The sequence below is a fragment of the Halobacillus shinanisalinarum genome (genome assembly GCF_022919835.1).
GTDB lineage: Bacteria > Bacillota > Bacilli > Bacillales > Halobacillaceae > Halobacillus_A > Halobacillus_A shinanisalinarum.
Window position 1 is genome coordinate 4,787,833 of sequence record NZ_CP095074.1, and the last position, 22,349, is coordinate 4,810,181.

19 protein-coding genes and 2 pseudogenes are annotated in these 22,349 nt (G+C 41.2%); 16 read left to right on the forward strand and 5 right to left on the reverse strand.

Annotated features, from left to right (window positions below):
• Position 1: 1 nt before the first annotated feature.
• Positions 2–355, reverse strand: coding sequence for a hypothetical protein (locus MUO14_RS23660; RefSeq protein ID WP_244752934.1), 354 nt, complete (start codon positions 353–355; stop codon positions 2–4).
• 781 nt (positions 356–1,136) lie between these two features.
• Between MUO14_RS23660 and MUO14_RS23665 the strand changes: the two genes are divergently transcribed.
• Both MUO14_RS23665 and MUO14_RS23670 read left to right on the forward strand, forming a co-directional pair.
• Complete coding sequence (locus tag MUO14_RS23665) at positions 1,137–1,460, forward strand: nucleotidyltransferase family protein (RefSeq protein WP_244752935.1); 324 nt, start codon at positions 1,137–1,139, stop codon at positions 1,458–1,460.
• Positions 1,436–1,834, forward strand: a complete 399-nt coding sequence (locus MUO14_RS23670) for an HI0074 family nucleotidyltransferase substrate-binding subunit (RefSeq protein ID WP_244752936.1) — start codon at positions 1,436–1,438, stop codon at positions 1,832–1,834. The genes MUO14_RS23665 and MUO14_RS23670 overlap by 25 nt, the downstream gene beginning before the upstream one ends.
• A 961-nt stretch (positions 1,835–2,795) precedes the next feature.
• Here MUO14_RS23670 and MUO14_RS23675 read toward each other — a convergent pair.
• Positions 2,796–3,089, reverse strand: a complete 294-nt coding sequence (locus tag MUO14_RS23675; protein WP_244752937.1) for an HPr family phosphocarrier protein — start codon at positions 3,087–3,089, stop codon at positions 2,796–2,798.
• Positions 3,090–3,490: 401 nt separating this feature from the next.
• Between MUO14_RS23675 and MUO14_RS23680 the strand changes: the two genes are divergently transcribed.
• From MUO14_RS23680 to rhaA, 14 genes and pseudogenes are all read left to right on the forward strand, one after another.
• Entirely contained in the window at positions 3,491–4,330 is an 840-nt protein-coding gene (locus tag MUO14_RS23680; protein WP_244752938.1) for a sugar phosphate isomerase/epimerase family protein, read from the forward strand.
• 145 nt (positions 4,331–4,475) lie between these two features.
• The gene (gene bglB / locus MUO14_RS23685) at positions 4,476–5,579 is read left to right on the forward strand and encodes a beta-galactosidase BglB (protein WP_244752939.1); all 1,104 of its coding nucleotides are present in this window, start codon (positions 4,476–4,478) and stop codon (positions 5,577–5,579) included.
• A gap of 74 nt (positions 5,580–5,653) precedes the next feature.
• Positions 5,654–6,655, forward strand: a complete 1,002-nt coding sequence (locus tag MUO14_RS23690; protein ID WP_244752940.1) for a TRAP transporter substrate-binding protein — start codon at positions 5,654–5,656, stop codon at positions 6,653–6,655.
• Between the two features lie 16 nt (positions 6,656–6,671).
• A complete protein-coding gene (locus MUO14_RS23695; protein WP_244752941.1) occupies positions 6,672–7,199 on the forward strand; it encodes a TRAP transporter small permease in 528 nt (175 codons plus the stop codon).
• Positions 7,196–8,494, forward strand: a complete 1,299-nt coding sequence (locus tag MUO14_RS23700; protein WP_244752942.1) for a TRAP transporter large permease — start codon at positions 7,196–7,198, stop codon at positions 8,492–8,494. The genes MUO14_RS23695 and MUO14_RS23700 overlap by 4 nt, the downstream gene beginning before the upstream one ends.
• A 150-nt stretch (positions 8,495–8,644) precedes the next feature.
• Positions 8,645–11,232: pseudogene (locus MUO14_RS23705) on the forward strand (rhamnogalacturonan lyase).
• Between the two features lie 184 nt (positions 11,233–11,416).
• A complete protein-coding gene (locus MUO14_RS23710) occupies positions 11,417–12,190 on the forward strand; it encodes a DeoR/GlpR family DNA-binding transcription regulator (protein WP_244752943.1) in 774 nt (257 codons plus the stop codon).
• A 109-nt stretch (positions 12,191–12,299) separates the two neighbouring features.
• Positions 12,300–13,057: pseudogene (kduD, locus tag MUO14_RS23715) on the forward strand (2-dehydro-3-deoxy-D-gluconate 5-dehydrogenase KduD).
• 41 nt (positions 13,058–13,098) lie between these two features.
• Complete coding sequence (gene kduI, locus MUO14_RS23720) at positions 13,099–13,932, forward strand: 5-dehydro-4-deoxy-D-glucuronate isomerase (RefSeq protein WP_244752944.1); 834 nt, start codon at positions 13,099–13,101, stop codon at positions 13,930–13,932.
• 104 nt (positions 13,933–14,036) lie between these two features.
• Positions 14,037–14,981: a sugar kinase gene (locus MUO14_RS23725; protein ID WP_244752945.1), complete on the forward strand. Its 945-nt coding sequence runs from the start codon at positions 14,037–14,039 to the stop codon at positions 14,979–14,981.
• Between the two features lie 12 nt (positions 14,982–14,993).
• Positions 14,994–15,641: a bifunctional 4-hydroxy-2-oxoglutarate aldolase/2-dehydro-3-deoxy-phosphogluconate aldolase gene (locus MUO14_RS23730; protein WP_244752946.1), complete on the forward strand. Its 648-nt coding sequence runs from the start codon at positions 14,994–14,996 to the stop codon at positions 15,639–15,641.
• A gap of 83 nt (positions 15,642–15,724) precedes the next feature.
• Positions 15,725–16,702: an AraC family transcriptional regulator gene (locus MUO14_RS23735; protein ID WP_244752947.1), complete on the forward strand. Its 978-nt coding sequence runs from the start codon at positions 15,725–15,727 to the stop codon at positions 16,700–16,702.
• A gap of 214 nt (positions 16,703–16,916) precedes the next feature.
• Positions 16,917–18,326: a rhamnulokinase gene (rhaB, locus tag MUO14_RS23740; protein WP_244752948.1), complete on the forward strand. Its 1,410-nt coding sequence runs from the start codon at positions 16,917–16,919 to the stop codon at positions 18,324–18,326.
• 18 nt (positions 18,327–18,344) lie between these two features.
• Entirely contained in the window at positions 18,345–19,601 is a 1,257-nt protein-coding gene (gene rhaA / locus MUO14_RS23745) for an L-rhamnose isomerase (protein WP_244752949.1), read from the forward strand.
• A 121-nt stretch (positions 19,602–19,722) separates the two neighbouring features.
• Here rhaA and MUO14_RS23750 read toward each other — a convergent pair whose 3' ends face one another.
• The 3 genes from MUO14_RS23750 to rhaM all read right to left on the reverse strand — a co-directional run bounded on the left by MUO14_RS23750 (position 19,723) and on the right by rhaM (position 22,158).
• Complete coding sequence (locus MUO14_RS23750) at positions 19,723–20,511, reverse strand: DeoR/GlpR family DNA-binding transcription regulator (RefSeq protein ID WP_244752950.1); 789 nt, start codon at positions 20,509–20,511, stop codon at positions 19,723–19,725.
• An 84-nt stretch (positions 20,512–20,595) separates the two neighbouring features.
• Complete coding sequence (rhaD, locus tag MUO14_RS23755; protein WP_396265864.1) at positions 20,596–21,435, reverse strand: rhamnulose-1-phosphate aldolase; 840 nt, start codon at positions 21,433–21,435, stop codon at positions 20,596–20,598.
• A gap of 408 nt (positions 21,436–21,843) precedes the next feature.
• Positions 21,844–22,158: an L-rhamnose mutarotase gene (gene rhaM, locus MUO14_RS23760; RefSeq protein WP_244752952.1), complete on the reverse strand. Its 315-nt coding sequence runs from the start codon at positions 22,156–22,158 to the stop codon at positions 21,844–21,846.
• Between the last annotated feature and the right edge of the window lie 191 nt (positions 22,159–22,349).

Sequence of the window (22,349 nt, forward strand, 5' to 3'; positions counted from 1 at the left end):
ATTACATCGAGAAATAAACTGCGTCGTTATCTGTGCATGGATGATACTGAAAAGTATAAGCTCGATAATATCCATCACTACCAAGGTCAAATCCTTTATAAACAACCCCACTACTAGGCATATAAAAATACTCTACATGAATTGTACCTCCATCATATGGTTTCCCTATTGCAAGTTGAATTTCATTACCAGGGGTACCTTCTATTCTTAAAATTACTTCTCCATTTGCAGTATTTTGAGAATAAAGGCTTATATCTAGATTTCTACACGCTGCAGCTTCAGCTTCGCTTGTAGGAGAAAATAGAGAAAATACGACACTTAAAAGCAGTGCAACAACTAAATAAAACTTTTTCATAACATACCCTCCATTTAGTATTTTGATAGATGTCTTTGTACAAAATACCTCCTATTCCATTTATTTGATGTTAATTATTACTTCGACATAATTTTGTAATATTCCTGCAAATTATTTGAAATGACAAGTAGAGGACATTATCGGGGAAGACAATTCAGTTATTGCCATGTGGGCATATATAAGGTACATTTGAATAATATAAAAAGAGGAAAATAGGACTGTCGAAATATAGAACGCTTTTCATCATTCCCTATGTGGTCGCATCAGACATTCTGATAACTACGTAAATACATAGAAAATTTTAAAAGACCGGAATTCGTTAGCGTACAGAATTCCGGTCTTTTTTATGTGAAAACTGTCTTAGCGTGAGTATTACGTTAAAATGTTGGTACTACCCCCTTAACGTAAGGGAAGCCGGACTTTTTTGTGTCGAGTTTTGCTTAGCGTACGTTTTCCGCGTTTTGCTGGCGGTACCCCATAGACAAAATTATGGGTCTGAACGAATATTTAAAATTTAAGAATGAAATTCATAATTCATAGCACTTCTGAATTTAACTACCAGGTATTTTTTGTGAAAAATGTAAAATTATGTTACTGAAAACCAATCTTCCATTATTGAGCCTTATCTACAATATAATGCAAGCCATATTTAGATTTTGGTGTAGTTAATAATGGCCCTGGTAGCGATCGGATTTCTGAATGGGGGAAGTGGAGAAGGAAAATCCAACAAAGAGAAGATGTGCATATGCTATAATGGAACAAAAAAGAGGAAGGGATATTAATGGGATGTCCTGCAAATTTACGGGAGCAAATTTTAGAACAACTAAAATCGATTTTGAATGAACAACTCGGCAAGGAAAAAGTGCGTGTTTACTTATTTGGTTCTTGGGCCCGAGAGGAAGAAAAACATAGTTCGGATATCGACATTGCTATCGAATCCCCCTCCCCGATCTCTCCTTTTAAATGGAATAAACTGATCGAGCAAATTGAAGATTCTACCATTCCTTACAAGGTAGATGTGGTGGATTTACATGATGCCAAAGAAGCTCTAGTCCAACAAGTGAAAAAGGAGGGAATTTTATGGGAAGATTACGCCAACGATTAGAAGCAGCAGAAAAAGCCTTGGCTGCCTTTGAAAAGCTAGCTAACCTTAAAAGTCCGAATGATGTGGAACGAGATGCAGCGATTCAACGATTTGAATTCTCTTTCGAGGCTAGTTGGAAAGCGGCTAAGCAATATTTATATGACATAGAAGGGGTGGATGCCGGCTCTCCGAAGAGCGTCATTCGCAGTTGCAGGGAGGTCAACTTGTTGGAGGATGAAGAGGCCGTTCTAGCATTGGAAATGGTAAATGATCGTAATTTGACCGTCCATACCTATAATGAAGAAGTGGCCATTAAAATCCACAAAAGTTTGATCCGGTATAATAACCTTCTCCATCAATGGGTTGAACGGATGAATGGTAAAGTGATGGAATAACCATTAAAAGATAAAGCTCCAGACGTTAGCAACTACGTCTAGGGCTTTGTTTATATAGAAGTTTGGTTTTATGGTTTCTGGTCGCTAAGAAGGTATTTTTTGATTTGTTTACTTTATATTATCTTGAAACCAAGCCTTTATTTATAGGGGAGCTTTGCATGAATAGTGTGCCTTCATTTATATTGAATTTAAAAATTTTCTTTAACTAAATTGAACAAAGGAATTAATAAAAAAACATCCATATAGTGAGTATCACCGTTTTTGTGAATGAGAGAATTACGATAAAATAACAAAAAAGGTATAAGAAAGGAAATCATTTATGATATCGATTTCTATAGACTCGTATGTAAATAGGCATTGTAAGAATAATCCTGGCGAAGAACCAAACAAGTTAAGGGAAAGTCTTAAACAGGCAGTTAATGATAAGAAAAATGGGGCAATCTGCATCAATTGCGGTCAGGTAATTTGGGCTGTGGGCAGTGCAGTTGCTTATCAGGGATGTTTTTCTTGTATAACTGGGGAGGTGGATTCCTCGGAAGATTATGAGGTCGACGAAGTGTGTTGGTCATAAAAAATTTTTATTTGTATTCTAAATAATAATTTTACAAATAAGGATAGTCATCCTTAAGTAATTAGAGCCCAAAAGTTAAAGGTCATTTCATTTAGTTTGAAATCCAGGAAATGTTTTGACTGGACTATGACTGGATACTGTTCATAAAGTATTAAAACTTATTGTGTTTAATCAATTTAGTTGCTAAGGAAAACCTTGTTATAACAGGTTCTACATGGTCTATTATAGTCTTTTTAACTAAGCGAGTGAATGGGCGGCATGATGTGATAGCGCCCAAACCCCTATTAACATAGGGTTTGAGAAAAGTTTGACTGGATTTTGACTGGTTTTAAAAATCGCTTAAAATTTAAAAGCCTCTCAAGAGGATACATACTCTTGAGAGGCTTTTTCTTATATGATATGGACCTTGAGGCCATTTTCTTTAAAAACACTGACCATAGCTTTTTCTGCTTTTTCCTTATCTGATCCATGAACTTCCAGCTTATAATAGTCCTTATCAGATAACGACACACTTAATCCTAAAAAGCTTTTGACGTCAATGACTTTGTGGGGAGTATGTAACACAATACTCGAATCAAACTTGTTGGCGGTATGAACGATATTCAGAACTTTTCTGCTTTCTTTTGACCCTGTTTCCAATCCTTTTGCCACATTCAGTCCGGCATTCATTTTCTTCTCATCCATTCTAATCAACCTCTCTTTTTTTGACTTTGTAAACATACCCAGTGGATTTCAAACGAATATGGTTTAGCTATGTTGATCGGTCTGTCCGGTCACAGTCGGAGTTTTATAGAAGTATATCTATTATGCTCAAAAAGAGGAGGAATTTTCAAGAGGATCTTTGGAATTTATATAATTAGGCAAATAAGGATAATAAAAAAATAAGTAGGGTTATATATTTATCCGAAATATGTACCTATAATTACCACCAAGCTTTCTAAAGAAATCCGTATTTTACATTACAAAGGGATAAGTGTAAGGGCTATGGTCATAATTAAGCCGCCCTTGCAATGATAGAAAGCGCCTGTCCAAATAAAAAAGACAGGCATTTAGTATAAATAAATCAATACATGGAGGGACTGCATATGGTTAATTTAGGTATTCGAGCACATGACCTTGAACGTTTACCTTTGGAACAATTAGTCGAAATGGTTTCCGGAAAAGGGTTAACATCCGTTCAGTTAGCCTTGGCAAAATCTATTGGGGAGGAAAGTACGGAAACAGGCAGTTTGAGTCCGGGATTTGCTCATTACGTCGGCAGAACTTTTTCTAACAGGAATGTTCAAATTGCCGTTCTTGGCTGTTACATCAACATGATTCACCCTGATTATGCCGAAAGAAGAAAAGCACTGGACCGATTCAAGGAGCATATTCGCTATGCCCGTGATTTCGGATGCAGCATTGTAGGGACGGAAACGGGTAATGTCCATCCGGAAATCGTATATACAGAAGAGAATTTTCATGAACAGCCTTTTTTAGACGTCGTACAAAGTGTGCGTGAGCTTGTTTCAGAAGCCGAAAAATTCGGGGTAATTGTCGGCATCGAAGGTGGAGTCAATCACCCGATCTATTCTCCGGCCGTCATGAAGAGGCTATTGGATTGTGTGGATTCTCATAATCTTCAAGTTATCTATGACCCTGTCAACTATTTGACCGTCGAAAACTACGAGCGCCAGGAAGCGATCATTAAAGAAGCGTTCGAACTATTTGGGGATCGAATCGCGATTATGCATGCGAAAGATTTCCAAATCGAAGACGGTACACTCCAGGTCGTCCCAGTGGGGAAAGGTCTATTAAATTATAATTCGGTGTTTAAATATATGAAGAAAAAGAAACCGTTCGTCAACATTTTGATGGAAGAGACGAAAGAACCTTATATCAACGATAGCATTGACTACTTAACAAAAAAATACAAGCAGGCATAAAACCAACAAAACAAAAAATTGTAGTTGTTTTTTTTTGAATTTACCACAAAAAGTTTTTATTTATGTTGATTATTTTTTGAATTTTCTTTATAATGAAAGCGTAGTCAAAAACAGAATATAAAAACACTGAATCCTGGAGGTAAAGATGATACAGAGTGAAGTGAAACTGAAGAAGGAAAACGTACTAGAACATATTGATACTCTTATAGAGAACCTGGCTCAGATAAAAGATGACACAGGTGAATTTCTCTTAAACTTTGATGGGCTTGTGGTAGATGACAAAAGCTGGCATGTCTGGAATTGGCCTCAGGGTGTTGGTTTGTATGGGATTTACAATTTATATAAGCTGACGAAAAATGAAAGGGCTTTAACAACGGTGAACGAATGGTTTGAAGCAAGGTTTAAAGAAGGGGTCCCACCGAAAAATGTCAATACGATGGCTCCGTTTCTTACCTTAGCCTATATGTATGAGGACACACGGGATCAAACCTATGTCCCTTATTTGGAAAAGTGGGCGGATTGGGTCATGTACGATATGCCCCGTACCAAAGAGAACGGTTTGCAGCATATGACCTATGGTCCGCCGAATACCGAACAGTTGTGGGATGACACGCTGATGATGACGGTGTTGCCATTGGCCAAGATCGGTCAACTGTTGAACAAGCCCGAATACATTGAAGAAGCGAAAAGGCAGTTTTTGATTCACACGAAATACTTATGCGATACAAAGACAGGGTTATGGTATCACGGCTGGACATTTGAAGGTAACCACAATTTTGCCAATGCTTTGTGGGGCAGGGGGAACTGTTGGATTACCATCGCTATACCTGAAATCATTGAAATGCTGGACTTGAAAGAAGGGGATTTTTTCCGGGAGTTTCTTCTTGAGACTTTGAATCGTCAGGTTGAAACGTTAGCTGAACTCCAACATGAAAGCGGTTTATGGCATACACTGATTGATGATCCGGATTCCTATTTGGAAGCATCCGCCACGGCTGGATTTGCGTATGGAATATTGAAGGCTGTACGAAAACGTTACATTGATGAAAAATACGCAGAAGTCGCCCGTCAGGCGATTCAGGGTGTTGTAAACGAAATCAATGAAGACGGAGCCGTTCAAAAAGTTTCAGTCGGAACGGGCATGGGGGACTCCTTGGAGTTCTACAAGGAAATTAAGACGACGACGATGCCGTACGGGCAGTCTCTGGCTGTTTTGTGTCTGACGGAATATCTGCACACGTACATTTGATTAGATTCACAACTCCTACACGGGTCATGATGGTGGTCCGTGTAAACTTTAAAACTTACAGGGGAGGAAAGAGCATGAAGAGGAATGTCATCTTGTTGTTAGTAGGTGCATGTATCCTTACAATGATCACGGGTTGCAGCTTGAATGCGAAAGCGGGTGATCAGGTCGTTCTACGTTTTGCTTATGCCAGTAATGCACCGCCTGTCAAAGAGGCGATGGAAGAATTTGGTCGGTTGCTTGAAGAGAAAACAGATGGTGAAGTCATCGTCAAATATTACCCGGACTCCCAATTGGGCGGGGAACGGGAGTTGATTGAGTTGACCCAGACAGGGGCGGTCGACATCACCAAGGTCAGTGGATCTGCGCTGGAAAGTTTTTCTGACCGCTATTCGATTTTTGCCATCCCATATTTATTTGATGGAGAAGAACATTTCTATAATGTCATGGAAAATGAAGAAATCATGGATCCGATTTATCAATCGACATCCGATCTTGGTTTTGTCGGTTTGACATACTATGATTCGGGTCAGAGAAGTTTCTATATGAAAGATGGCCCTGTGGAATCCCCGGAAGATATTAAAGGGAAGAAGATCAGAGTGATGCAGAGTGAGACAGCGATTAAAATGATCGAGCTGCTCGGCGGTTCCCCGACACCTATGGGCGGTGGAGAAGTATACACCTCTTTACAGCAAGGGATTATTGACGGGGCAGAAAATAATGAATTCGTCTTAGTGACAGCTGGCCATGGAGAAGTGGCGAAGTATTATTCTTATGATCAGCATACTAGAGTTCCTGATATTGTGGTAATGAATGAAGCCACGTTGAATAAATTGACACCTGAACAAAGGGAAGCGGTTCATGAAGCGGCGGAAGAATCAACAGAATACGAGAAGAAAGTATGGAAAGCGGCCGTGGAAAAAGAGAAGCAGATGGCGATAGAAGAGCACGGCGTAGAATTTAATGAAGTGGATAACGCACCTTTTAAAGAAGCCGTCCAGCCTCTTCACGACGAATTCAAAAATAATGAAAAGTTCACAGATCTGTATGAAGCGATACAAGAAATGAGCGGCCAATAAGTAGGGGGGGAATCAAATGGAAACAGTGAAAAAGTACGTTGACAAAATACTCTTGGGTGTAACGGCTACTTTGTTTCTTATTATGGTAGCGGTTACAACATGGCAAGTCATTGCCCGTTATGTTCTGAGTAACCCGAGTACAATCACGGAGGAGTTTATACGATTCAGTCTGATCTGGCTTTCTATGTTAGCTGCCTCGTACGTGGTGGGAAAAAGAAGCCACATCGCCTTTACGATGATCAGTGATCGGTTCAAAGGAAAGAACAAAGTAGGGTTAGAGCTTTTTATACAAATCATCTTTTTACTCTTTTCGTTGGGCATAATGACCTATGGTGGAGTGAAAGCTATTTCGATTACGATGTCCCAGCTGTCCCCTTCCTTAGGGATACCGATGGGATACGTGTACCTGTCCTTGCCGGTATCAGGTTTGTTGATTACGTTCTACAGTATCATCAATATGATTCAGTTATTGAAAAAAGATAAAACTACGGATATGGAAAATAGGGGTAGCGTGGAATACGAAAAAGTAGGTGAAGTTCTATGATCTTACAGGCTAGCTTAATTTTGGTCCTTGTTTTTGCAGTTCTTCTGGCGGTAGGTATACCGATAGCAATTAGTATTGCCGTTGCGTCTTTAGCTACCATCTTACTGATTCTACCCATCGATATAGCGGTTTTCTCCTCAGCTCAAAAGATGGTAGCCAGTATAGACAGTTTTTCCTTGATAGCGGTTCCATTCTTCATTTTATCTGGAATTATTATGAATAACGGCGGGATTGCCGCTAAGTTGGTGGACTTTTCTAAGCTGTTGGCGGGCAGGGTCCCGGGTTCTCTTTCCCATACGAACGTTATCGGAAACAGTCTGTTCGGTTCGATTTCCAGCTCTGCGATCGCTGCCTCCACAGCGATCGGTGGGGTTATGGTCCCGCTCCAGGAAAAAGAGGGGTACGATCGGAAATTTGCAGCAGCTGTCAATATTGCTTCAGCGCCGGCTGGAATGGTCATCCCTCCAAGTACCGGTTTCATCATTTTCTCCCTTATTAGTGGAGGGACTTCGATCGCAGCTCTATTCATGGGCGGATATATAATCGGTATCCTCTGGGCTCTCGCGATTATGATTGTTTCTTATATCATTGCCAAGAAAAGAAAATATCCGGTTGTGACTGAGAAAACCAATTTGAACGTGAAAAAAATCGTTTGGGAAGCTATTCCAAGTATCCTATTGATTTTTATTATTATCGGCGGAATACTGACAGGTGTCTTTACAGCAGTTGAAGCATCAGCTATTGCTGTCGTGTACTCCTTTATTTTAGCTTTCTTCTTTTATAAGACGATCACGTTTGCACAGCTGCCACATGTAATGGCTCAGGCTGTTGAAATGACAGGAGTAATTATGCTTCTGATTGCTGCTTCTTCCTTAATGTCATTTGCTATGGCTTTCACAGGTATTCCGGCAGCACTGAGCAGCCTGGTGTTAAGCATTTCTGATAATCCAATCATTATTTTACTAGTCATGAACCTTCTCCTGCTATTAATCGGTACGGTCATGGACGTAGCGCCGGCGATTCTGATTTTCACCCCGATTTTTATGCCGATTGCTACAGGTATTGGTATAGACCCTGTTCATTTTGGGATCTTCTTCATTCTCAACTTGTGTGTCGGTACCATCACACCTCCGGTTGGAACTGGGCTCTTTGTAGGATCGAGTGTAGGGAAAGTGAAAATTGAACAAGTACTGAAGCCACTCCTACCATTCTATGCAGCGATTTTCGTTTTACTTATGCTAGTCACATATATTCCGCAAATCAGTTTGTTCTTACCGAATCTGCTGGGATTATAACACTTAAGCACACCGCGTGAGCAATCATGGTGTGCTTTTCATAGAGACTCTTTAATTCACAGAATTTTCTTTTATATTTTCAGGCTATTTGTCCTAACCAAAGAATATTCGTTTGAACGTTTTCAAATATTACAAAAAAGGTGATGAAACATGTATTTGAAAAAATCTTCTCTTGTTAAAAAGGTATGTATGATCGCTTTGCTCGCCCCTCTTCTGATGACGAGTACGGTCAATGTTTCCGCCTCTGATTGGGAAAAACACGAGGGAACTGGAAATGGTGGAGGTGTGCAGTTGGAATATCTCGACCGGGGACTGGTTGTGGCATCTACTTCCGAAGGGATATTCCTGAGCTGGAGGTTGTTGGCTGACGAAGTGACCGGTTCTTCTGACAAAGGTCTGACGGGTACATCTTTTCAAGTCTATCGTAACGGAAGTAAGATTGCCACAGTTGAAGACAGTACGAACTATTTGGACAAGGACGGAAAGGATCAATCTGAATATTATGTAGCCGCTGTAAGGGACGGGAAGGAAGTCGACGAAAGTTCATCCATTTCTCCATGGGAAAATCAGTATTATGACCTTCCTCTTGTGAAACCGGAAGATGGGACGACACCTGATGGAGAAACTTATACATATTCCGCAAACGACATGAGCGTAGGGGATGTGGATGGCGACGGACAGTATGAATACTTTGTGAAATGGGATCCATCAAACTCAAAAGACGTCTCTCAGGTAGGATATACCGGAAATACCTACATCGATGCCTATGAACTTGACGGAACCCTCCTTTACCGCCTTGACTTAGGAGTGAATATCAGGTCGGGGGCGCATTATACGCAGTTCTTAGTCTATGATTTTGACGGAAACGGAAAATCAGAATTGATGCTGAAAACGGCTCCAGGTACAAAGATCATTCAGTACGATGATGCGGGGAATGTAACATCAGAGAAATTCATCACGATGCCTGAAGAAGACAGGAAAAATGGCTACAGTCATAAGGACGATTACCGGATGAGCAGTGATGATTATTATGAGCACGTTGTAGAAATGTTCATGAACTGGCATAAGCACGAGGAAGTGAAAAGTGGTCATTGGCCAGAGACGCTTGAGGAAGCATTCGGAATCGAGAAACAGTACAGATATCCGTTATCAAGAGAAGATGCGGAAAGTCTGACGGATTACTTCATGGATGAGTATGCTCCAAGTAGAAGCAGCCGTAACCAATTAAGGGAATTTGAAGGCTTCATATTGGAAGGGCCTGAATATTTGACCGTATTCAACGGGGTGACGGGTGATGAAATGGATACGGTCCATTACAAACCGGGACGCCATGATGATGGTCTTATGTGGGGAGACTATGCGATGTCGAGAATAGAGCCCGGTAACCGGGTCGACCGTTTTCTCGCCGGAGTCGGTTACCTCGACGGGAAACAACCCTACGCCATCTTCGGGCGTGGTTACTACACGAGAGCTTCCCTTGTGTCTTACAGCTGGGATGGTAAGCGTATTGAGGAACACTGGTCGGTGGATAGTGGTTGGACTCCAATGAGTAATCCTTTCAATGACCGGCCCCATGATCAATCGGGACGGATGATGAATTCGCCTCACTCACTAATCAGGGATTCCACTCATTCAGTGTGGCGGATGTGGATGGTGATGGCAAGCAGGAAGTAGTCTATGGAGGAGCTACAATCGATCATGATGGTACGTTGTTGTACAGTTCAAAGGATATATTACCGGCCCAAAGTGCAGCACCGGGGACCGACGCTAAACTGGGACATGGAGATGCGATGCACGTAACGGATATCGACCCGGATAGACCGGGATTAGAGATATTTTCTGTTCATGAAAATGGCGCCAAAGCCCCATATGGATATGTTTTACGGGACTCCGGGACAGGTGAAGCAATTTATGGCGGCTATACAGGGAAAGATACCGGCCGCGGAATGATTGGAGACATTGACCCTGAGCGGAGAGGCTTGGAAACATGGGCGGTTGGAGTATGGACGGCAGATGGTGAACAAATCAGTACGGAAACACCGGGTACAAACATGAATATCAAGTGGTCTCCGGATATGACGACACAAATCGTTACAGGTGCATCGAACGATACGCCTTCCATTGAGGACTGGAAAGAAGGAAAGCTGCTGACAGCTAAAGAGACGTTGACCAACAATGGTACAAAAGGGAATCCGGCTCTTGTAGCCGATATATTCGGTGATTGGAGAGAAGAGTTGCTGTTGAGAACAGAAGACAGTACTGCCATTCGGATGTACCTTAGTACAGAGGTGACGGATCACAAATTATATACATTGATGCACGACCCGCAATATCGCGTGGGAATCGCAAGACAAAACTCAGCTTATAATCAGCCTGCCTACACCAGCTTCTATTTCGGATCGGATATGAACTGGGATAGCGTTCCTGTTCCTGATTTCTCAACTTCCAGTGTCTTGTCGGTGTTACAAAACAGGATGAGTGAATATGAGGAAAGCGGAGAACTGAAGGGTCCTTTATTCCAGCAGTTAACAAACACTTTAAAACAGGTCAGTCACCATTTTGAAAAAGGATCGGAAAAGCAGGCGCTCAAATTTATGAATAAGTATGAGGAACGCCTAAACGATGAAACGAAGCAAAAACATATCTCTATTCAGGCTAAAAGAAACTTGAACCATTATGTTCAACTTTTAACCGATCAGTGGGATAGGAAGGGGGATAAGGGGGACAAAGGAAGATAAAAAATCTGTAGGCCGTCTTACAGATGACTGTGGGCGGTCTTTGTATTGACCATACAGTAAGAGTGGTTGTCTATTATTGTGTAGGAGGCGCCCTTTACCTTTAAGAATGTGTATGTTTGTATATGTTCCTTTTTGTTCGTTTATATATTACAATAAGGGAGTGTGAAGGAATAAGGAGGATGAAATGATGTTATCTATTGAACGATATGAAATCATTTTGAATAAATTAGAAACGGACAAAGCGGTCAAAGTCTCTCAGTTAAGCCAATTGCTTGGTGTAACGGAAAAAACCGTTCGAATCGATTTAGAAGCTTTGGAGGAAAAGGGATTATTGAAGAGGATTCATGGTGGTGCTGTGTTGGAGAACAAGGAAGGTGAAATCTTACCTGTCAGTGAGAGGCAATCCAGCAAGACAGAAATTAAGGATAACATCGCAAGGGAAGCCGTAAGGATGATTGAACCGCATGAAACGATTCTAATGGATGGCGGCAGTACGACGAGTGCGATTTCGGAAAGGCTCGGTGACTTCCCGGTAACCGTTATTACCAACGATATCAAAATTGCGTACATTCTTAATGATAAAGAAAATGTTCAACTCGTTGTGCTAGGAGGTACCCGAATTCCTCATTCTTCTTCATTGCTCGGAGATCAGGCTACAGAAGCATTGAAAAGGCTGAGGGTGAATCGTCTCTTCTTTGGAACGACAGGCTTTTCTATTGAGCATGGTTTAACTGTACTTAATAGCCTGCACGCTGATTGGAAAAGGAAGATCATAGATTGCGCTGATCATATTACCCTCGTAGCAGATTCTACAAAATTCGAAAAAATAGCTTTGGTGCAATTTGCTGAGATAACAAATGTAAGTGAACTTATAACGGATGATCAATTAGACCACTCCTCCATAAAAGAGATAGAGAATAAAGGTGTTAATGTGAGGGTTGCAAGGAAAAAAAGGTAGATTAATGGTGTAAAAGGTTGAATTTCCCGGAACTAAATGGTAATATACAAACTGTAACGAACATTTACAAACAAAATAGAACTTTCAATTCAGGGAGGTAAATCATTTGATAGAATCGCTTTTTTCTTTAAAAGGAAAAGTTGCATTAGTGACTGGTTCCAGCAGAGGGCTGGGACAGGGGATTGCGGTCGGTCTTGCAAAGGCTGGCGCAGACATTATTGGTGTAAGCTCTGGAAATGGTACGTCGGACACGAAGGATCTTGTTGAGGGTTCAGGATTGAAATATTATGAATTAACGGCAGATCTTACGGATCCTGAAGCAGCCAAACAGCTGGCTTCAGAGGCTACCTTATTGACTGGAAATGTGGATATTTTAGTCAACAATGCTGGAATCATCCGGCGTAATCCTGTAACGGAGCATTCTGATGAGGATTGGGAGAATGTCATCAACATTAACCAACACTCCGTTTTCTATCTATCACGTGAAATCGGAAAACATATGCTGGAGCGTGGATCTGGAAAAATCATTAACATCGCTTCCATGCTATCTTTTCAGGGGGCTTGACCGTCCCTGGTTATACCGCCAGTAAACATGCTGTGGCTGGGATTACTAAATCCTTAGCTAATGAATGGGCAAGTAAAGGCTTAAATGTAAACGCTATCGCCCCTGGGTATTTTGCGACAGATAATACAGCGCCGATTCGTGAAAATCAAGAGCGTAAATCCTCTATTGAAGCAAGGATTCCTCAGGGGCGGTGGGGAACGCCGGAAGATTTGCAGGGAGCAGCTATTTTCCTCGCGTCTGATGCGGCGAACTACTTGAATGGCCACATCCTTTGCGTTGATGGTGGATGGATGAGCTCTTAATAGATTTATAGAAAGATTCAAAAAATGAGAGGAGAATGGAAATGGAAGTAAGGTATGCAACCAACCCGACAGATGTAAAACAGTATGATGGTGAAAGATTAAGAAGTGAGTTCCTGGTAGAGTCCCTGTTTGTAGAAGGTGAAGTCAATATGGTGTATTCTCACTATGATCGAGTCATTACTGGTGGTGCTGTCCCGACAGTGAAACCTCTGAAACTAGAAGATCAGGAAACTCTGAAAACTGAATTCTTCCTGGAACGAAGAGAAATCGGTATCATCAACATCTCTGAAGGGAAAGGGAAAGTCATCGTTGATGGGGAAACATATGAACTGAACAAACGTGACTGCTTGTATGTCGGTCGCGGAAATGAAGACGTGCAGTTGGATAGTGTCGATGCTTCTAAGCCTGCCCGTTTCTACTTAGCCTCTGCAACTGCTCATAAAGAATATCCGACAAAAAAACTTCCGATTGAAGATGCCACTCCTACGAAATTAGGATCTGACGCGGAATCTAACAATCGTACGATCTATAAATATATCCACGGAGATGGTATACAAAGCTGTCAACTGATGATGGGTATGACTTTGCTTGCTCCAAACAACATGTGGAATACCATGCCACCACACGTCCATGATCGTCGTATGGAAGCTTACCTCTACTTTGATATGGATGAGGAGTCCCGAGTTTTCCATTTCATGGGTAAGCCGGACGATACCCGACACCTTGTAGTTAAAAATGAGCAAGTGGTATTGTCTCCGCCATGGTCCATCCACTCCGGTGTCGGAACTAATAATTACACCTTCATCTGGGCGATGGCAGGAGAAAACTATACGTTTACAGATATGGATCATGTGAAGATGGAAGAGCTGAAATAAAGGTAATCAGGGAACCATCAGAAGTGGGAGGTACTCTCCCGCTTCTGATGGGAATTTTTTAATCTGACCATTGGAAGATCAAAATGATGAACAGGAGAGAAATCATGGATGTTATAACTCTTGGTGAAAGTATGGTTCTATTCAAGCCGGGTTCGACAGGTCCGCTCAGATATGTAGATTCTTATAGGAGAACAGTGGGCGGGGCGGAGACGAATGTAGCTATTGCACTGACAAGGCTCGGTCACCAGACGGGCTGGATTAGCAAACTCGGTCAGGATGAATTCGGGCTGTATACACGGAATGTCATCCGTGGGGAAGGGGTGGACACTTCTAGCGTCGTTTTCGATGATCATGCTCCTACGGCTGTATTTTTTAAAGAAAGAATGACCAATCAGGATCCAAACATTTACTATTACCGGCATCATTCAGCAGCGAGTTTGCTTTCTCCTGATGATTTGGACGAAAACTATCTTCAATCGGCCAAATACCTTCATTTGACTGGCATCACTCCAGCTTTAAGTGAAAGCTGTAAAGCAACAGTAGATGAAGCGATCAAGCTGGCAAAAAAACATAAGAAGACCATTATTTTCGACCCGAATATACGTTTGAAATTGTGGTCTGAAGAAAAGGCCAGACAAGTACTTATGGAAATTGCAAGTCAGGTGGATATTGTATTACCAGGCATAGAAGAAGGAAAACTTCTGACGGGATTCAGTGACCCTGAAGAAATCGCCGAAGTTTTCTTAAATCAGGGAGCTAAAGTTGTCGTAGTCAAGCTTGGAAGTGAAGGAGCGTATTTTGCCACAGAAAGTGAGAGGGCATATGTTTCAGGGTTCCAAGTAGACGAAGTAGTGGATACGGCTGGAGCTGGAGACGGTTTCGCAGCAGGTTTCATCTCAGGGCTATTACGTGGATGGGACTTTGCGAAAGCTGTCAAGTTCGGCAACCGAATCGGAGCTTATGCTTTATCTGTGGAAGGAGATATGGAAGGCTATCCTTTTTGGAGGCAAGTTAATCCTGATCAATCTCAGCAAATAATTTCTCGTTAGGAAGTGTGTGCGGTGATCAATAAAATTACTCTATTCAATCGTTTAGTAGAAAGTGGTGTCGTGGCTGTTATTCGTAAAGTACCGGAACATGCTGTTGAACAGTTATGTGAAAGCCTGATTAAAGGCGGTGTAAATGCCCTTGAAGTAACCGTCGATGATCCGAATGGACTTGCCGCCATCCGAAAATTGACAACTGCCTTCAAAGGTCAAGCGATCATTGGAGCAGGAACTGTCCTGGATAGGGAAACGGCAAAGCAGGCGATCGATAGTGGAGCTGAATTCATCGTAAGCCCGGTGTTGAACGAAGACGTTGTAAAAACGACACTTCGATATGGGAAATTATCTGTTCCGGGAGTCATGACGCCGACGGAGGCCATTACGGCTTATGAGATGGGAGTCGACATGGTGAAAGTTTTTCCGGCCTCATCCGTAGGAGATTCGTTCATTAAGAACATGAAAGGACCGTTACCCCAAATACCAATCATGACGACAGGTGGCGTTGATCTAGATAATGCGGCAGACTTTATTAGGGCTGGAGCAGTTGCTATTGGGGCAGGTGGAAACCTTATCAATAATACTTTAATTGCAGAAGAAAATTTTGCTGAAATTGAACAAATTGCTACATCCTATACCGAAGCAGTAAAAGAAGCGAGATCATAATCCTTCTTTTACGCAGCGAGATTGAGTGGGAATATTCATATACCTCTCGTGTCGATTACCATAAGGGAGAGGGTGAACGAAAATTGTCAGCGGATATCCTACAACAACTGCTTCAGGAAACAGATGAAGAAAAATCACTGTTGCAGCAAAGCAATCAAGTGAAAAAAGACCTCTATACAAATAGGGGTGATTTTATCATTCAAAGTGAGAAATTGATGGATTCAGATAAAATGATCATGATTAGGAAACATGCAAGATATGCGGATTTTCCGAAGCATAAGCATGACTATATCGAGATGAATTATGTTTACAGTGGCAAACTCGAGCAAACCGTTGGGGAGACCCCGATTCGGCTGAAACAAGGGGAATTGATTCTGCTGAATCAGTTTATTGAGCATGAAATAAAAGCCTGTGAGCGAGAAGATATCATTATCAACTTCATCATCCGTCCCAGGTTCTTTGAATATATTTTCACCTATTTGACGACCGATAATACCGAGAACACGATGAATGATTTCCTGATAAACAGCCTATTTGAACATACGCAGAATGGGCAGTTCCTTTATTTTGCTGTTTCTGAAGTGGAGTACATCCAGGAGCTCGTCAAACGCGTTATCAGGGAAATTATGAAGCCGAGCCTCTTGTCTCAGTCTTCGATCAAACTGTATATGGGTTTACTCATGATTGAGCTTGTCAAACATTCTGATAAACTGAAAAAACTTAACGACGGGAACCTTGAACACCAAATGATCATGAAAGCCTTGAAATATATTGAAGAGCATTATCGTACAGCCAATTTATATGAACTGGCAGAAGAACTAAATCAAACTCATTATTGGCTCAGCAAAAACATAAAAAAAATCACAAATAAAAACTTTAAAGACTTATTACAGGAGAAACGATTAAGTGTAGCGATGGATTTATTGAAAAACAATCATCTGTCGATTTCTTCCATCGTGGAACAGGTAGGGTATGACAACATCAGTTACTTTTACCGGATTTTCAAAAAGAAATATGGAGTAACTCCGAAACAGTACCGTGACCAATTTGAAGAATTCTAGAAGTGTGGCGATGAACATGTGCCTCGCTTCTTTTTTTGTGCCAAATAAGGATAGAAAAGTGAGGATATTCCGAATTATAGTCTGGCTGCTCAATAAATACCACTTACTTTTCTTTTGCAAATAAGGACAATAAATAAACGAATGACGTTATTAAAAAAAAAGGAAAAACCCCTTATGATAAGAGTAGTTAGCGCTTACAATGAGAGGTGATAATGTGAGTAAATATAGTATTGCCGTGGATATAGGAGCTTCCAGCGGCAGGTTAATGGCGGGCAGGGTGGAAGAGGACAGGTTAACCCTTCAGGAAATCCATCGTTTTGAAAATAAGATAAGCAAAAACAGAGAGTTTTTCTGTTGGGATATACAGAAGATTTTTTATGAAATCAAGGCCGGGATAAAGAAGTGTCGTACTGCTGAAATAGAGCCCGTAAGTATCGGAATTGATACGTGGGCGGTTGATTTTGTCCTGTTGGATGAAAATGATGAATTGTTGACGGACGCTGTCTCCTATCGTGATCAAAGGACGGATGGGATGATGGAGGAAGTCCTTCAAATCGTGAGTAAGGAAACATTGTATTTCGAAACCGGCATCCAGTTTCAAAAGTTCAATACGATTTATCAGCTTTATTACCTAAAAAAAAATCACCCGGAAATATTGGAAAAGGCAAAATCCTTTCTCATGATTCCGGATTATTTAAACTTTTTACTAACGGGTGTGAAAGCCAATGAATATACGAATGCAACATCCACCCAGTTAGTGAATGCCTTTACTAAAAAGTGGGATGAGCAAATGATAGAACGGTTAGGCATTAATCCTTCCATGTTTCACGAAATAAAGCCTCCTAAAACAAAGCTTGGCCCTTTGAGAAAAGAGTTGGCTGACGAATTCGGTTTTGATATGGAGGTTATTTTACCAGCTACGCATGATACCGGATCAGCTGTCCTGTCTGTCCCGTCTGTCAATGAAACGATTTATCTCAGCTCAGGAACGTGGTCTCTCATTGGAGTTGAAAATCGATTCCCGATTTGTGTCTCAGAGGCAATGGATTACAATTTCACGAACGAAGGGGGAATTGATTATCGTTTTCGCTTCTTAAAGAACATTATGGGGCTTTGGATCATCCAGGAAGTCAAGCGGAATTACCATGATCACTATTCTTTCGCGGACTTTGTACACTTAGCCCAGGAGGCCAGGCATTTTACATCTAAAGTAGAGGTGGACGATCAACGCTTTTTAAAGCCCGAAAATATGGTGGAAGAAATTCAGAAGTACTGTGCAGAAACAGATCAGGTGCCCCCTTCAACGCCTGGAGAAGTCGCTAAATGTGTGTTTGACAGTTTAGCAGATCGGTATAAACAAGCGATCCGGCAAATTGAGGAGATTTTCGAAAAAGAGTTCTCCACGATTAATATAATTGGTGGTGGATGCCAGAATGAAATGCTGAATCAGCTTATTGCAGATTCCACGGGGAAAGAGGTTTTAGCCGGACCGGTAGAGGCTACGGCAATCGGAAATATCGTTTCACAATTACTCTCCCTTGAGGAATTGGACAACATAGATCAGGCCAGGAGCTTTATTAGACTATCTTTTCCTATTAAGCAATACGTAAAAGTTTCTGTATAAAAAAGAGGAGGAACGTAAATGACCATAAAAGCAAATTTTGAATGGGCAAAAGAAGAATATGAAAAATGGGGCGTCGATGTAGAGGGAGCTATGGAAAAATTAAAGAACGTACCGATCTCGATTCACTGCTGGCAGGGAGATGATGTAGGAGGGTTTGAAGTGAACCAGCAGGAGCTTTCGGGAGGAATTGATGTGACCGGAAATTATCCTGGTAAAGCGTCGACTCCAGACGAACTCAGAAGCGATTTGGAGATGGCGCTATCCCTGATTCCGGGGAAACATCGGATCAATCTTCATGCGATCTATGGAGAAACAAAAGGAGAAGTGGTTGAGCGGGATGAACTGAAGCCTGAACACTTTGAAAACTGGGTCAATTGGGCAAAAGATAATAAACTTGGTCTGGATTTCAATCCCACCCTGTTCTCTCATCCTAAAGCGGACGACGGATTAACGTTGGCACATCCGGATCCATCTATCCGAGACTTTTGGATTCGTCACTGTATCGCCAGTCGTAAAATCGGAGAATACTTTGGAAAAGAGTTAGGAACACCTTCCGTGACGAATATATGGATCCCTGATGGATACAAAGATATTCCGAGTGACCGCCTGACGCCAAGGAAACGATTGAAAGAATCATTGGATAAGATTTTTGCCGATGAGATCGATGAACAATACAATGTGGATGCTGTAGAAAGTAAGCTGTTCGGCATCGGATCGGAAGCCTACGTGGTAGGTTCTCATGAATTTTATATGGGATACGCATTGAAGAACGACAAATTATGCTTATTGGATACAGGACACTATCATCCTACAGAAGTCGTATCAAATAAAATCTCGGCTATGCTATTATACAGCGATCAGGTGGCTCTGCATGTTTCAAGACCTGTAAGATGGGATAGTGATCACGTGGTCGCCCTGGATGATGAACTGAAAGAAATCGGAATGGAAATTGTCCGGAATGATGCGTTGGATCAAGTTCGTATAGGGCTGGACTTTTTTGATGCAAGTATTAATAGAGTCGCAGCCTGGACGATTGGTACACGGAATATGATTAAAGCTTTATTATACGGTCTGCTGCTTCCAAATGACCATTTGAAGGAGCTGCAGGAAACGGGGAATTTCACGGATCGTTTAGCCTTGATGGAGGAGTTCAAGACATATCCGTTTGGTGCCATCTGGGACTATTATTGTGAGGAAATGGATGTTCCTGTCAAAGAAACATGGTTGAATGATGTCCGGCAGTATGAGGAAGAAGTTCTGTCCAAGCGATCCTGAAAAACGAGTGCGTATTGCTACTCTATATAAAACATCCACCACTAAAGCGTCTTAGTGGTGGATGTTTTTTGATAAAAGAGAAAAGAGATAGATTTCGGGTGGAAATTCTATCCCTTTTCCCTCAAATGACTTCCTGTTGAGAAACCGTATCGACTACTGTGACTTCTATACCTTTATCTTCCAGTTGTTGCAGGTCGGAAGGGGATGCATTGTGATCGGTAATTACCCGGTGAATGACATCTAATTGATCGATCCGGGAGAAATCCTGAACACCAAATTTGCTGTAATCGACTAAAACATACGTCCGTTCTGCACAATTCACCATCGTTCTTTTTATGATGGCCTGATGTTCATCCGATTCACTCATCCCACGCTCTGTATGAAGTCCTTTACATGAAATGAAAGTTTTGTCTACAAAATATGTTTTTAAAGAAGCTTCAGCTAAAGGACCAACATAAGAGAGCGATTTAGACAGTAATGTTCCACCAGTTGAAATGACTGTAATCTCTTTCTTATCGCTTAATTCCAGAGCCACTTTAATGGAATTGGTAAGGACGGTAAGCGGTTCATCAGGTAAAGCTTTAGCCATGTACCAGGCTGTTGTGCTGGCGTCTAAGATGATTTTGTCCCCGGAGTTAACATGCTTTACAGCTTCCAGAGCTATCTGCTTTTTTTCTTTAACATTTATGATTTCACGCTTGGTATAAGGGGTTTCTGATGAATCAGAAGGTTGAAGGCTTACGGCTCCCCCGTGGCTTCTCGCCAGTTTTTTATTCTTTTCAAGTTTTTCTAAATCCCGTCGAATGGTTTCTTCTGTAACGGAGAAAATCTTACTCAATTCCGAAACCCTTACACTTTCCCGTTCATTTACAAGTTCAACTATTCTTTGCTGTCTTTCAGCTATTAGCATTTATACACCAACTTTCTATAGATCGAGGGAAATTGCCTGTTTGATTTTAAGGATATCATATTTGATAGATAGAAAGTCTTTTTGTTACTCGGTGAAGTACTTTTCAGGTGGGTTTACTGAAAATCTTTTTGCAAGATCTCTTAACTCCTGATCTGTAATCATTTGTCTGATGCCGTCTTTGTGCGCATTTGTTAGCATATAGATGTGAGCAGCTTTTTCAACAGTTTCGAGCAGTCCGAATGCCTCTGATAAAGATTTACCTGCACCAAAAATCCCGTGATGCGGCCAGACTACAAGCCGGAAGTCCTTCATTTTCTCAGCCGTTTTCTTTCCGATTTCATCAGTGCCTGGCACCATCCACTTCAGAATCCCGACCCCTTCAGGAAAGACCACGAGGCATTCCGTGCACATTTTCCAGAGTGTTCTTGTAAAAAGGACTTCATCCAGCTCATGATTGAAGGTCATGGCGATTAAATGTGTGGTGTGGGAATGCATGATGACCTTATGGGAAGGGTCTTGTTTCAAACGGGTGATATGGCTCATGAAATGTGATGCCAATTCACTTGTAGGGGAAGCTCCGTCACGTAGTCCCCATAACAATTCTATACCTTCCCCATCGGCACGAACACGGATAATTCCGAGGCATTCTTCCGGGTTTTCCCTAACATTCCGGAAATATTTACCAGATCCTGTCACGATAAAGTATTTACCGGCAAGTTCAGGCACCGGGAAAGCTAAGTCAATAGTTCGTAATACATGGTTCACATTTAAGTAGTTGGAGACTTCCCCTTCCTCCAATAAGCAGCTGATATTTCCACCATTCAGCTCATCCCATCCACGATTCCACATGTCATACGTATTGTTCATCATATCTTGTATAAAAGGTGCGTCTAAAATAGCCTGATTCATTTTTACTTTATTCATTACACTCATCTTGTAAATCCTTTCTGCTAACTAAAGCCCTTATTTATTTTTGATAGCCTGTAATTTTTTCTTTCCACCGGCTTCTCTTGAAAAAGCATCTGTATATGGACAAGAACTTACTGGATTCGGCTGAAAAGGGACCCTATTTAAAAAAATATGAAGAGGTGCCTTGTGAAATTTTGCATTAAACACTTTCTTTTACCACAACCTGTAATATCTATCTCCATGATAACCTTGGTAAGTCTTTGAAATCAACAAAAACAAAAGTAAAAAAAGGTCATTTTTTGCCTTTTTGTTGCAATTGATAAATAAACTTCATTATCCTTTTTAGATCTGTAGATCGCTGGTTAGTTATTTTCATAGAGAATGAGCGAACTTCTAGCACAGGTCATACACTCTTTTTTGTTTTCACTCCAGGTGAAATACCTCTTGTAAATCAAATGACACCGGGCGGTGATCCGGATGCGTTTCCATTACGGGGCTCATATACTCCCACCACTTTTGATTAATTGCTGTCTCCGCCATTTCACTCCAAAGTTCCTCATCCTCAATCTCAATGTAACCATACAGTTCGCTCGTCTTGGTGTTTAAAAAAATAGAGTAACTTTTCACGCCGTGCTTACGAAGTTCCTCTACCATTTCTGGCCAGATTTCTTTATGTCTCTTTTCATATTCTTGTTGTTGGTCGGGATAAACTTTCATCATAAATGCTTTTCTGAACATATTTTCACCTCATTATTATTAGTCTCATTGCCTCTTAGATTCTTTGAGAGATACCTACATATTAAATTCACATACCCTATAAGTCAACAAAAACAAAAATAAATAAAGGTTAATTGTTTGTTTTTTGTTGACTTATTACTTTTGTAATTTTATGATAATAAAAGAAATTCCAATTCAATATAAAGGGTGGA